General features: G+C 65.8%; 12 protein-coding genes. 8 read left to right on the forward strand and 4 right to left on the reverse strand.

What is annotated here, in order from left to right; all coding sequences use genetic code 11:
* Positions 1–40 precede the first annotated feature (40 nt).
* The 7 genes from AKG11_RS15300 (at position 41) to AKG11_RS15330 (ending at position 8,928) form a co-directional block, all read left to right on the forward strand.
* Entirely contained in the window at positions 41–1,579 is a 1,539-nt protein-coding gene (locus AKG11_RS15300) for an aromatic amino acid lyase (RefSeq protein ID WP_050744495.1), read from the forward strand.
* Positions 1,580–1,593: 14 nt separating this feature from the next.
* A complete protein-coding gene (locus tag AKG11_RS15305) occupies positions 1,594–2,970 on the forward strand; it encodes a dihydroorotase (RefSeq protein WP_050744496.1) in 1,377 nt (458 codons plus the stop codon).
* Positions 2,971–2,972: 2 nt separating this feature from the next.
* A complete protein-coding gene (locus AKG11_RS15310) occupies positions 2,973–4,241 on the forward strand; it encodes a Zn-dependent hydrolase (protein WP_050744497.1) in 1,269 nt (422 codons plus the stop codon).
* Positions 4,241–5,332: a DUF917 domain-containing protein gene (locus AKG11_RS15315; protein ID WP_050744498.1), complete on the forward strand. Its 1,092-nt coding sequence runs from the start codon at positions 4,241–4,243 to the stop codon at positions 5,330–5,332. The genes AKG11_RS15310 and AKG11_RS15315 overlap by 1 nt, the downstream gene beginning before the upstream one ends.
* A gap of 175 nt (positions 5,333–5,507) precedes the next feature.
* Positions 5,508–7,169 (forward strand): urocanate hydratase, encoded by a 1,662-nt coding sequence (locus AKG11_RS15320; protein WP_050744499.1) that lies wholly within the window; start codon positions 5,508–5,510, stop codon positions 7,167–7,169.
* Positions 7,170–7,184: 15 nt separating this feature from the next.
* Entirely contained in the window at positions 7,185–7,751 is a 567-nt protein-coding gene (locus AKG11_RS15325; RefSeq protein ID WP_050744500.1) for an ASCH domain-containing protein, read from the forward strand.
* A gap of 142 nt (positions 7,752–7,893) precedes the next feature.
* The gene (locus AKG11_RS15330; protein WP_023515548.1) at positions 7,894–8,928 is read left to right on the forward strand and encodes a glycoside hydrolase family 25 protein; all 1,035 of its coding nucleotides are present in this window, start codon (positions 7,894–7,896) and stop codon (positions 8,926–8,928) included.
* 131 nt (positions 8,929–9,059) lie between these two features.
* Here AKG11_RS15330 and AKG11_RS15335 read toward each other — a convergent pair whose 3' ends face one another.
* On the reverse strand, positions 9,060–9,659 hold the full coding sequence (locus AKG11_RS15335; RefSeq protein ID WP_050744501.1) for a YdeI/OmpD-associated family protein: 600 nt from the start codon (positions 9,657–9,659) through the stop codon (positions 9,060–9,062).
* Positions 9,660–9,825: 166 nt separating this feature from the next.
* On the opposite strand from AKG11_RS15335, the gene AKG11_RS15340 reads away from it, so the two are divergent.
* On the forward strand, positions 9,826–10,548 hold the full coding sequence (locus AKG11_RS15340) for a L,D-transpeptidase (protein WP_050744502.1): 723 nt from the start codon (positions 9,826–9,828) through the stop codon (positions 10,546–10,548).
* A gap of 28 nt (positions 10,549–10,576) precedes the next feature.
* Here the strand turns inward: AKG11_RS15340 and AKG11_RS15345 are convergent, their stop codons facing one another.
* Genes AKG11_RS15345 through AKG11_RS15355 form a run of 3 tightly spaced genes read right to left on the reverse strand, consistent with a single transcriptional unit; the run spans position 10,577 to position 13,034 of the window.
* Positions 10,577–11,338, reverse strand: coding sequence for an SDR family NAD(P)-dependent oxidoreductase (locus AKG11_RS15345; protein ID WP_050744503.1), 762 nt, complete (start codon positions 11,336–11,338; stop codon positions 10,577–10,579).
* Positions 11,339–11,343: 5 nt separating this feature from the next.
* Positions 11,344–12,168, reverse strand: coding sequence for an ABC transporter permease (locus AKG11_RS15350; protein ID WP_050744504.1), 825 nt, complete (start codon positions 12,166–12,168; stop codon positions 11,344–11,346).
* Complete coding sequence (locus tag AKG11_RS15355) at positions 12,168–13,034, reverse strand: ABC transporter permease (RefSeq protein WP_050744505.1); 867 nt, start codon at positions 13,032–13,034, stop codon at positions 12,168–12,170. The genes AKG11_RS15350 and AKG11_RS15355 overlap by 1 nt, the downstream gene beginning before the upstream one ends.
* Positions 13,035–13,169: the final 135 nt, after the last annotated feature.

Consider the following 13,169-nt stretch of genomic DNA (forward strand, 5'->3'; position numbering starts at 1 on the left):
CCCTTTTCCTGGAATCGCTTTCGAAACAGGCTTTTTGAAAATGCTCGCTTCCGCCGACACGCTCTATCTCACCGGCCAACCGCTCGACTTCGCGACGCTCGAGGCGATCGGCACCGGCGCGCGACGGCCGGTCGCCTGCGAGATCGGCATGGGCCGCGTCGGCACCGCCCGCCGCATCGTCACCGACCGTCTTGCGACCGGCCTGCCGATCTACGGCGCCAATACCGGCGTCGGCTCGATGAAGGACAAGCTGTGGACGGCCGACGACCTCGTCGAGTTCAACAACAATCTGGTAAAGGCGCATCATTTCGGCACCGGCGAACCCTTCTCGCTGCCGATCGTGCGCAAGGCGATGGGCATCCGCGTCAACACGGCGCTCGGCGGCTATTCCGGCTGCAGCCCGGAACTGATCGACGCCTTCCTTTCGCTGCTCGAACGCGATGTCGTGCCCGTCGTGCGCCGGCATGGCTCGATGGGTTGCGCCGATATCGGCCTGATGGGCCAGATCGCGGCGGTGCTGACGGGCGAGGGCGAGGCCTGGTATGGCGGCGTGCGCCTGCCGGCCGCCGAAGCCTTGAAGCGTGCCGGCCTGACGCCCTATCGCATGCAGCCGCGCGATGCGCTGGCCGCGCTCAGCGTCAACGCCATCTCGCATGCCGCTGCCGCCAATGTGGTGCGCGAGGCGGCCAAGGCGATCCGCAACCTCATGGTGACGGGCCTGCTGTCGTCGCTGGCGCTCGGTGCCTCGGCCGATCCGTGGCGGGTCGCTGCACGGTTGTCCGCCCATGGCGAGGCGCTCGCCGGCACCTGGTTCGAGGCGCAGGCCTCCTCCGGTCATTGGCCGAAACCCTCGGCGATCCACGATCCGCTCAGCCTGCGCATGACCGCGCAGGTGTTCGGCGCCTGCCTCGATACGCTGATGAACGCCGCCGAGCGTATCGTCGAGGCGACGGCGCAGTCCGACGACAATCCGGTCGTGCTCGACAATGTCGTGATGGCCTCCGGCGGCTCGCTGCCGCTGTCGACGACGCTCTATGTCGAGGCGGCGCAGACGGGCTTCGCCCATCTCGCCCGCAATGTGCTGAACCGCTGCGTGCTGCTCGCCAACGGCGTGCGGCGCAACCTGCCGGTCAATCTCGTGGCGCCCGGAGAGACCGCGACCGGCTTCGGCCCGCTCCTGAAACTTGCCGTCGAACTTTACATGCGCATCCAGTCGCTGGCGGTGCCGATCTCGGCGCAGTCCATCGTCGTCGCCGGCGGGCTGGAGGAGGAGGCGACCTTCCTGCCGCTGATCGTCGAGCGCATGGAAAGCCAGGTGCGGGATCTGCGCCAGCTCGCGGCGCTCGAAGCCATGCTTTCGGCCCAGGCGATCGACCTTGCCGGCGACAATGTCGAGGGTGTCGTCGCCATCGCCTATCAGCGCACGCGGGCGATCAGCCCGATCTATCGCAAGGACCGGCCGCTTTCGGCCGAGATCGAAGCGCTCGACCGCGATCTCGCCAGCCCCGAGGCGCTCGCCGCCTTCGTCGAGGCGGCGCCCATGGCGCAGTTCGACAGCTTCTTCGCCCTCAAACCCTGACGGAGATTTTTGCTATGGCCGATTTCGATCTCGTTCTCAAAGGCACCGTCGTTCTCGCCGACCGTATCGTCGAGGGCGGCCATGTCGCGGTGCGTGACGGCAAGGTGGCGCATGTCGGCCAGGGCGCGATGCCGGCGGCGAAGGAGCGGCACGATCTCTCCGGCGCGCTGATCCTGCCCGGGGCGATCGACGCGCAGGTGCATTCGCTCTCGCAGAAGAACCAGGAGGATTTTGTCTGGTCGACGCGCTCGGCGGCGGCCGGCGGCGTCACCACCATTGTCGACATGCCCTATGACGAGGGCAATCTCGTCTGCTCAGCGGACGCGGTGAAGATCAAGATCGACCATGCCTCGCCACAGGCGCGTGTCGATTTCGCGCTTTACGGCACGGTCGATCCGGAAGAGGGGCCGGCGCGCATCGCCGAAATGGTCGAGGCAGGCGTCGCCGCCTTCAAGTTCTCCACCTTCGGCACGGACCCGAAGCGTTTTCCGCGCATTCCCGCCGCGCTTCTCGAAGATTGTTTCCGCGCCATCGCCCCGACGGGCCTGACGGCCGGCGTGCACAACGAGGACGACGAGGCGGTGCGGGCGGCCATCGCCAAGGTGAAGGCCATGGGCATCACCGATTACCGCGCCCACGGCCTGTCGCGCCCGCCGCTGACGGAACTGCTCGCCTCCAACCAGATCTACGAGACCGGCGCCGAGACCGGCTGCCCGGCCCATGTGGTGCATTGCTCGCTCGGCCGCGGCTACGAGATCGCTAGCGCCTACCGCGCGCAGGGTTTTCGCGCGACCATCGAGTGCTGCATCCACTACCTGACGCTCGACGAGGAGAACGACGTCGCGCGGCTCGGCGGCAAGGCGAAGATCACCCCGCCGATCCGCCCGCGCGCCGAGGTGGAAAAGCTCTGGCGGCATGTCGCGGAGGGCAATGTCACGCTGGTCTCCACCGACCATGTGAGCTGGTCGGAGGACCGCAAGACCAATCCGGACATGCTGGCGAATGCGTCGGGTGTGCCGGGGCTGGAGGTCATGGTGCCGCTCTTCGTCAAGGGCGCGCTGGAGCGCGGCATTCCGCTGACGCGCGCCGCTGAGCTGATGACGCTGAACCCGGCCCGGCATTTCCGGCTGGATCATGTGAAGGGTGCGCTCGAAGCCGGCAAGGATGCCGACATCACCGTGCTGACGCCGGAACCCTACAGCTATGACGCGGCGGCGAGCGGCCACAACGTCGTCGGCTGGTCGCCCTATAACGGCATCCGCCTGCCGTGGCGCGTCTCGGCGACCTATCTGCGCGGCAAGCTCGCCTTCGACGGCAAGGCCGTGCTTTCCGAGCCCGGCACCGGCGCCTTCGTGCGGCCGCTGCCGACGCTCGTTTCCGCGAGGGCCTGACCATGGCCCGCGCCACCAATCTGCCGGTCGATCCCGCCCGTATCGGGGATGTGATCGACGGACTCGCCCGGCTTACCGAGCCCGGCCGGCCCTATACGCGGCGTGCCTTTACCGCTCTGTTCCCGGCGGGGCGGGATTTTCTTGACGAAACGTTTCGGGCGGCCGGGCTCGAAACGCGCATCGATGCTGCGGGCAATCTGATCGCCCGGCGGCCGGGCAGAAAACCCGGCCTCGGCACGATCATGCTCGGCTCGCATTCGGACACGGTGCCGGACGGCGGGCGTTACGACGGCATTGCCGGCGTGGCGGTGGCGCTGGAAGTGGCTCGCGCGCTCGCCGATCAGGGCATCGACCTGGACCATGATCTTGAGGTCGTCGATTTCCTCGCCGAGGAGGTCTCGATCTTCGGCGTCTCCTGCATCGGCAGCCGCGGCATGGCCGGCGTGCTGCCGCAGGACTGGTTTTCGCGCGAGAGCGGCGGGCTGACGCTGGAACAGGGCATTCGCGATGCCGGTGGCGATCCGGCGCGCCTGCAGGCGGAGGCGCGCAAGGACATCGCCGCCTTCCTCGAACTGCATATCGAGCAGGGGCCGGTGCTCGAGACCGAAAAGCTCGATATCGGCGTGGTGACGGCAATCGCCGGCATCACGCGCATCGAGATCGTCGTCGAGGGCCGGGCGGATCACGCCGGCACCACGCCGATGGGCAGCCGCGCCGATGCGCTGGCGGCTGCCGCGCGGCTGGTGACGGATATCGAGGCGCTGGCGAAATCGCTTTCCGCGGGGCCGGGCCATTTCACGGCGACGGTCGGCGAATTCTCCATCGAGCCGAACGCCGCCAATGTCATTCCCTCCCGGGCGCGCCTGCTGATCGATGCGCGGGCGGAGCACCGGACGGCGATGGATCTCTTTGCCGCCTCCGTCGATCAACTGGCCGAGCAGGTCGCGCGGGAGACGGGCACCGTCATCGCCCCGCCGCGCCGCATCTCCGACAACATGCCGACGCCCGGCGACCCGTTGCTGCTCGACGTGCTGGACGCGGCCTGCGAAACGGCTGGCGCCAGCCATCGCCGCATGGCGTCGGGCGCGGGGCATGACACGGCCTTCATGGCGAAGGTGACGCGCGCGGCGATGATCTTTGTGCCGTGCCTTGGCGGGCGCAGCCATGCGCCGGAAGAGTTCGCTGAGACGGACGATATCGCACTCGGCGCCGCGGTGCTTTTTAACGCAGTGATTCATCTGGATAAGACATTGAGTCAGGAGGACGTCTGATGGGCCGGATTTTAAAGGAAAAAGACGTCGAGGCGGCGGTCAAGGGCGGCTCGGTCTATGCCGCCGGCGGCGGCGGCTGGGCGGATCATGGCCGCATGCTCGGTTATGCCGCGGTGTCGATCGGCAAGCCGGAGCTGGTCTCCATCGACGAACTCTCCGATGACGACTGGGTGGCGACTGCCGCCGCCATCGGCGCGCCGGCCTCCACCACGCCCTGGGAAATGCGCGGCGTCGACTATGTGAAGGCGGTGGAGCTTTTGCAGGAGGCGCTCGGCGAAAAGGTTTCCGCGCTGATGGTCGGGCAGAACGGCAAGTCCTCGACGCTGAACGGCTGGCTGCCGTCGGCCATCCTCGGCACAAAGGTGCTGGATGCCGTCGGTGATATGCGCGCGCACCCGACCGGTGACATGGGCTCGATCGGCATGGCGGGCTCGCCCGAACAGATGATCCAGACGGCTGTCGGCGGCAACCGCGACGAGAACCGCTATATCGAGCTCGTCGTGCGCGGCGCGACGGCAAAGGTCTCGCCGATCCTGCGTACGGCTTCCGACATGTCCGGCGGCTTCATCGCCTCCTGCCGCAATCCGCTGCGCGCTTCCTACGTGCGCAAAAATGCGGCACTCGGCGGTATCTCGCTGGCGCTGGAACTCGGCGAGGCGATCATCGCGGCGGAAGGCAAGGGAGGTTCGGCGATCATCGATGCCATCGTCAGGACGACGGGCGGTTCGATCCTTTCCGAAGGGGTGATCACGGACAAATCGGTGGTCTACACCAAGGAAGCCTTCGACATCGGCACGGTGACGATCGGCAAGGGCGACAGCGCCTCGGTGCTGCATGTGATGAACGAGTACATGGCGGTGGAATCGGCCGGGGGAAAACGCCTCGCCACCTTCCCCGATGTCATCACCACGCTTTCGCCGGAGGGCGAACCGCTCAGTGTCGGGCAGCTCGATGTCGGCATGAGGGTTTTCGTGCTGCACGTGCCCAAGACGATCATCCCGCTCGCCTCCAGCGTGCTCGATCCGACGGTGTATCCGTCGGTGGAGAAGGCTATGGGGATCGATCTCGTGAGCTATGCGCTGGGTGGCTGACGCGAATTGCCCCTCACCCTAACCCTCTCCCCGCAGGCGCGGAGAGGGGACGTGCCATACGAGGTATCGGGTTCAGGGGACAACGATGCAGCATATCCCTTCGCCCCGCTTGCGGGGAGAAGGTGCCGGCAGGCGGATGAGGGGCGGTGCCCCATGAACGAGTAGGAGACCACCCATGCCAAAACCCAATCCGCGCCATCCGAACTATCCGATCCCCGGCGGCGATGTCTTGCGCGCCAAGGGCTGGCGGCAGGAGGGGCTGCTCAGGCTCCTCGAAAATGTGCTGTCGGTCGGCGAGGATCCGGACAATCTCATCGTCTATGCCGCGCTCGGCAAGGCGGCGCGCAACTGGGCGGCGCACCGGGCGATCGTCAAGGCGCTGACGGAGATGGACGAGGACCAGACGCTGGTCATCCAGTCCGGCAAGCCGGTCGGGCTCTTGAAGACCCATGCGAAGGCGCCGCTTGTCATCATGGCGAACTGCAACATCGTCGGGCAATGGGCGAAGGCTGAGGTGTTCTATGAGCTTCAGCGCAAGGGGCTGATCTGCTGGGGTGGCCTGACGGCCGGGGCCTGGCAGTATATCGGCAGCCAGGGCGTCATCCAGGGCACCTATGAAATCTTCATGCGCATCGCGGAAAAGCGCTTTGGCGGCAGCCTGGCCGGCCGCTTCATCCTCACCGCCGGCCTCGGCGGCATGGGCGGCGCGCAGCCGCTCGCGGGGCGCATGGCGGGCGCGGCCATCCTCTGCGTCGATATCGATCCGGCGCGCGCGGCGGCGCGCAAGGCCGTCGGCTATCTCGAACATGTCGCGCCGGATCTCGATACGGCGCTTGCGATGATCGATGAGGCGGTCCGCGAGAAGCGGGCGACCTCGATCGGCCTCGTCGGCAATGCGGCGGAGATTTATCCTGACATCGCGCGGCGCGGCATCGTGCCCGACATCGTCACCGACCAGACCTCGGCGCATGATCTCGTCTACGGCTATGTGCCGAAGGGTATGAACCTCGACCAGGTCAGGGGCCTGCGCGACGACGGGCAGGGGCAGTTGATGGCGGCAAGCCGCGCCTCCATCGTCGAGCATGTCTCGGCCATGCTGGAATTCCAGAAAAGCGGCTCGGAAGTGTTCGACAACGGCAACCTCATCCGCACGCAGGCGCGGGAGGGGGGCGTCGCCAATGCCTTCGACATTCCGATTTTCACCGAAGCCTATCTCAGGCCGCTTTTTGCGCGGGCCATCGGCCCGTTCCGCTGGATGGCGCTATCAGGCGAGGAGAGCGACATCGCGCGGATCGACGGTCTCGTTTTGAAAATGTTCCCGGACAACCGGATCGTCACCAACTGGATCCGGCTGGCGCGCGAGAACGTGCCGTTCGAGGGCCTGCCGGCGCGCATCGCCTGGCTTGGCCATGGCGAGCGCACGGAACTGGCGCTGGCGGTCAACCGGCTGGTCGCCGCGGGGGAGCTGAAGGGGCCGATCGCCTTTTCGCGCGATCATCTCGATGCCGGGGCCATGGCGCATCCGAACATCATGACCGAGCGCATGAAGGACGGCTCGGACGCCATCGCCGACTGGCCGCTGCTCGATGCCATGCTGCTGTCTTCGTCGATGGCCGATCTCGTCGTCATCCACTCCGGCGGCGGCGGGTATGCGGGCTACATGACGAGCTGCGGCGTGACGCTGGTCGCCGATGGCACGGCTGACGGCGCGGAGCGGCTGGAGCACGCCTTGACGAACGACACATCGCTGGGTGTCATCCGCTATGCCGATGCCGGCTATGACGAGTCGCTTGACGAGATCGAAAAGAAGGGCATCGGCTATGTGACGGTGGGGTAATGTCGGCGAGGGGCGATGCTGTTCAAGGCGGGTGTGCTGGAGAAGATCGGCAGGGGTGAGGTGACGCTCGCCTTTCGCCGCTGGTCGAAACCGACGGTTAGGGCCGGCGGTTCGCTGCGCACTGCCGCGGGTGTGCTTGCCATCGAGAGCGTCGAGGCCGTCGATATCGACACCGTCTCGGACGCGGATGCGCAGGCGGCGGGCTATGCCTTGCGTGCCGAACTGCTCCGGGACCTTCGGCCGGAGGGTGTGCTCTACCGGATCGCCTTCCGTGTCGCGGGTGCGGACCCGCGAAAGGGCCTGCGTGAAAATGAGACGCTCGATGCGGCCGACTTCGCGACGCTGAACGCCCGGCTCGATGCGCTCGACCGTGCCGCGCCGTGGACGCGCACCGTGCTTGCCATGATCGCGGAAGAGGACGGGCGCACCGCCGCTGCCATGGCGGAACGGCTCGGCCTGGAAAAGCTGGTGCTCAAGCGAAAGATCCGGCAGCTCAAGGACCTCGGGCTGACGGAAAGCCTTGCCGTCGGGTACCGGCTTTCGCCGCGTGGACACGCTTTTGTGAACGCAAACCGGCGTTAAGCGTAAGGCGGGCGGGCTAATTGCCTGAAATGTCACGGTCGCCGTAAACCTTGCATTTAACATTTCGCGGTAATCTTCCGTTAGTAATTCCGTCCGTGTGTCGAAAGGGCGGGGCTTCGGTTTGTTTAGCGTGCGAGTGCCTATGCGTCTTTCGGTCCTTACAACGGTCCTCCTTGCCTGTGCCGCCATGACGGGTTGTGCGTCGAGCTCCAACCCCGTGTCGGCGCTCGCCATCAAGCCATCCGCGGAGACGACAGCCTCTGTTTCGAAGGCGAGCGGGCCGGTGCCCGAAGTCGCTGTCGGCGAAAGCAAGGTGACGGCTGACGGGGCGGATATGCTCGCCTGGGCCGGTCCGGTGCCGGGAACCCGCGTCTTCGAAAGCGTGACGAACCAGTCGGCCATTCCCGCCGAGCGGCCGGCGGAGGCCGTGACGGCGGAAGAGCCGTCGGAAGGCGTTTCGAAAAAACGCTCGCGCGTCTACGGCCAGCAGTTCCGCGATGCCCATCCGATCAATTTCGGCAAGCGTGCGCCAAGAAATTACCAGGTGCACGGCGTCGACGTGTCGCGCTGGCAGGGCGATATCGACTGGGTGAAGCTGCGCACGCAGGGCGCCAACTTCGCCTTCATCAAGGCGACGGACGGCGGCGATCACCTCGACCCGATGTTCCAGAAGAACTGGCGCAAGGCCAAGGAAGCCGGCATCAAGCGCGGCGCCTATCACTTCTTCTACTGGTGCCGCGTCGCAAGCTCGCAGGCCGAATGGTTCATCCGCAACGTGCCGAAGGATCCGGACGCGCTGCCGCCGGTCATCGACGCCGAATACAACGGCGAATCGAGCTGCAAGAAGCGTCTCACGCGGGCGCAATATGTCGAGAAGATCCGGGTCTTCTCGGAAATGCTGGAGCGCCATTACGGCAAGCGGCCGATCATTTACACGGCGCCGGATTTCTATGAGGACAACCTCTCCGGCGAGCTGACGAACCATCCGTTCTGGCTGCGTTCGGTCGCCGCCCACCCGTCGAAGCGCTATCCGAACCGCCGCTGGGTGTTCTGGCAGTATTCCGGTTCGGGCCTGTCGCATGGCGTCACCGGCAAGATCGACCTCAACGTCTTCTACGGCAGCGTGAACGACTGGCACAACTGGCTTTCCGGCCAGCGGTCGGCAAGCCGCGACTGATCCTTCTCGATGGCGAGGGGGGCGGCGATCCAGAGCGTTTCCTGTGAACCTGTGTCCGCCGGAAATGCCCTATCTCTCTGTTTTTCCGCATTGTCCGATGCCGAAGCGATCTCGCTTCGGCTGGAGATGCTCTATCTCTGCTTCTGCGGATAGATCGTCTCGCCGCGCGCCAGCATCTCCACGAAGGTCTCGATCTTCCGCTTGCGGCCGGCCTCGGTCTTCATGGTGTGGACGCGGAAGGCGAGCGCGAAGCGGTTCTGCTCCGTCAGTCTGCCGAGCATCGCCTTTGCCGCCGGTTCGGCGTCGATCGCCGCCTGCAGGTCCGGCGGGATCTTCATGTCCTTGCCGCTGCCATAGGCCTTGTCCCAGCGGCCATCCGCCTTTGCGGCCTCGACCTGTTTCAGGCCGTGTTCCGTCATGCGCCCGTCCTCGATCAGCCGGCCGACGGTCTCGACATTCTTCTTGCTCCACACGCTCTTCCTGCCGCGCGGGCAGTAGCGCTGGAAGAAGCTCTTCTCGTCATGGCTTTTGCGGATGCCGTCGATCCAACCCCAGCAGAGCACCACCTCGATCGCCTGTTCGGGGTTGATGGAGGCAAGACCGGAGGCGCGCTTGTGGATCCTGATCCAGATTTCCGGCGCTGTGGCGTGGTTTTCCGCCAGCCAGCGGTAGAAATCCTCCTGTCCGGGAAACTCGCGGACATGGGCGGGATTGATTTCCACAGGCGCCATCGTGTTTCCCCCGTTTTCCGGCGAGCGTGTCCTTCATGCACTGGCCGTGCAGCCGGGCAGGGACTAATGCCGAAGAAGTGATCCTGATGTTTCTTGCCAGCCCACCTGCGGTTTGGCTAGCCATCTGATAAACCTCCCCCTTCTTCCCAAGGAGATCGTAAAGAGAATGCCTACGGTGTGCACATTGTCGCGCAGAGCCTTTTTCCTGGGCGCCGCTGCGACGCTTGCGGGATGCGCAACCACGGAAACGTCGGTCAAGAACGCCCCGATTCCGCAGAAGGTCAGCTATCCGATCGTGCCGGCGACCAACGACGAACTGGCGGCCCGCTATGCCGCCGTCGAGGATGGCGGCCATCTCATTCCCGCCATTCCCTATACGGAAATCGATCCGAAGTACTACCGCCAGCGCGTGAAGGACCCGACCGGCGAGGTGCCGGGCACCGTGGTCGTCGATACGCCCGGCCGCTTCCTCTATGTGGTGGAGCAGGGCGGCACGGCGATGCGTTACGGCGTCGGCATCGGCCGCGAGGGCTTCGCGTGGCAGGGCGAGGGCATCATCCACTGGCGCCAGCCCTGGCCGCGCTGGAAGGTGCCGGCGGACATGATCGCCCGCACGCCGAGCCTTGCCAAGTATTCCGTCGAGAACGGCGGCATGGAGCCGGGCATCAAGAACCCGCTCGGCGCACGGGCGCTCTACATCTTCCAGAACGGCAAGGACACGCTCTACCGCCTGCACGGCTCGCCGGACTGGAAGTCGATCGGCAAGGCGACGTCGTCGGGCTGCGTCAGGCTGATCAACCAGGATGTGCTCGACCTCTACAAGCGCGTGCCCTACCACGCGCGCATCGTCGTGTATCAGGGTCCGATGAGCGCAGCCGTCGGGGTATAACGGGCTCCACCGTTTTCGCTGGAATGCCCTAGGTCACGGTCTCGCCGCCGTCGACCACGAGAATCTGGCCGGTCATGTAGCTTGACCGGTCGGAGACGAGGAAGAGGATCGGTTCGGCGATCTCCTCCACATCGGCCCACCGGCCCATCGGCACTTTCTCCTTGATATAGCCTTCGATCGCTTCGCGCCCGCCCATCTGGCTGATGAAGGGGGCGTTGAAGGGCGTATCCACCCAGCCGGGGCAGAGCGCGTTGACGCGGATGCCGTGGCGGGCATAGTCGCCGGCCATCTGCTTGGTCATGGCGATGACGGCGTGTTTCGTCGTCGTATAGGCGATCATCTCGCGATCGTAGAGCACGCCCGAAGAGGACGCGGTGTTGAGGATGACGCCTTTTCCCTGCGCCTTCATGGCGGGCATGACGAGCCGGGCGGCCATCAGGTGGGCGCGCACATTGAGGTTCCAGGAGAGATCGAGCCCGTCGAGCGGCACGCTTTCGAGGTCGCCGGCGACCTGCGCGCCGGCATGGTTGTGCAGGATGTCGATGCGGCCGTGGCGCGACAGCACTGTGGCGACGGCCATCTTCAGTTCCACGTCGTCGGTGACATCGACGATGACGGCTTCAGCCTCGCCGCCGTCGGCGCGGATGAAGTCCACCGTCTCGGCGGCACGGGTCTCGTTGAGATCGGCGACGCAGACGGTGGCGCCCTCGCGCGCCATGATGCGCGCGCCGGCCCGCCCGATGCCGGAGCCCGCTCCGGTGACGATGGCGACACGGTTCTTCAGGATCATCGGTCTCACTCCCCGGCAGGCGATTTTCTGGTTTTTTCCCGCATCAGAAGGCGGGCGATGAGGATCAGCATGAGCGAGGCGACCAGCACCATCGTCGCGATGGCGTTCACTTCGGGCGTCACGCCGCGGCGGATCGAGGCGAAGACGTAGATCGGCAGCGTCGTTTTCGAGCCCGCGACGAAGAAAGCCACGATAAAATCGTCGAAAGAGAAGGTGAAGGCGAGCAGGAACCCGGCGAGCACCGAGGGCAGGATCTGCGGCAGCACGATATCGCGGAAGGTGGTCAGCGGTGTCGCATAGAGATCGGCCGAAGCCTCGACGATGTCGCGCCCGAGCGTCGCGATACGGGCCTTCACGATCATGGTGACGAGCGCCATGGTGAAGAGGCCGTGCGCGGCGATGATCGAGCCGTAGCCGAGGCCGAGTTGCGGCGGCGTTTCGCCGGGCCAGATGGCGGCGATCGCCGGATTGATCGCGCCGAAGACGGCGACGAGGGCGACGAGGGTCGCGATGCCGATGACGACGCCCGGTACGACAATGGCGGCGGCGAGCAGGCCGTCGAAGACCGCGCGCGTCCGGGCGCCGAGCCGTTCGAGGCCGAGGGCGGCCATGGTGCCGAAGACGGCGGCGAGCGTGGCGCTGACGAGGGCGATGATCAGGCTGTTTTGCAGCGCCGTGATGAGGAACGGATTGGCGAGCGCCTTGCCGTACCATGCGACGGAGAAACCGGTGAACTCGCTCGCATTGCGGCCCGCATTGAAGGAGAACAGCACGACGAGCGCGATCGGCGCATAGAGGAAGAGATAGACGCAGGTGATCAGCGCGCGCATCAGACGAGATCCACCTGTCTTGTGCCTGATATCCGCCAGGCGATGCGCATGGCGACCATCAGCACCACGACGACGACGGCGACGAGGGTGACGGCAATAGCCGAGCCGAAGGGCCAGTTGCGCGATTGCAGGAAGAGATCGACCAGCGCATTGCCGATGAAGAAGACCTTGCCGCCGCCGAGGAGCTGCGGGATGAGATATTCGCCGAGCAAGAGGATGGTGACGAGCGCGACGCCCGTCATGACGCCGGGCAGCGACAGCGGCAGGGTCACGGAGAAGAAGGTCGAGACGGGTTTCGCGCCGAGGTCGGCGGAGGCTTCGAGCAGGCGGCGGTCGAGTTTTTCCAGGCTGACATAGATCGGCATGATCATCAGCGGCAGGTAGCCGTAGACGATGCCGAGCAGCACGGCGCCCGAGGTGTTGAGCAGGCGCACGTCTTCGATGCCGATCATGTCGAGCAGATTGGGAATGCCGCGCGAGCCGAGGATGTACATCCAGGCATAGGTGCGCACGAGAAGGCTCGTCCAGAACGGCACCACGACCAGCGAGACGAGCAGCAGCCGGTGGCGCGGGCTCGCCTTGACGGCGAGGTAGTAGGCCGTCGGATAGGCGACGGTGAGGCAGAGGAAGGCGCCGACGGGCGCCAGCAGGAGAGTGTTCCAGTAAGCGGCGGAACGGGCCGGCAGGTTGGCATACTGCGCGAAGGTGAACGCCGCCTGGTAGCCGCCCGCCGGTCCCCGCTCGCCGACGGAGAAGACCATCATGGCGATGAAGGGCAGCACGAGGAAGACGAACAGCCAGGCGGAAGCCGGCGCCAGCAGCGCCGCCGTCACCAGCCGTCTTTTCGTCGTCATCGTCAGGGGCATTGCGGTTGTCCTGTTGCGTATCGGTGGATTGCCGCTCATCCGGCTGCCGCCACCTTCTCCCCGCAAGCGGGGCGAAGGGGTATGCGGCGCCGTGTCGTTCCGTTCGAGAGGAAACAGGATGCAGCCACACATTTC

This window comes from Shinella sp. SUS2, assembly GCF_001262505.1.
Taxonomy (GTDB): domain Bacteria; phylum Pseudomonadota; class Alphaproteobacteria; order Rhizobiales; family Rhizobiaceae; genus Shinella.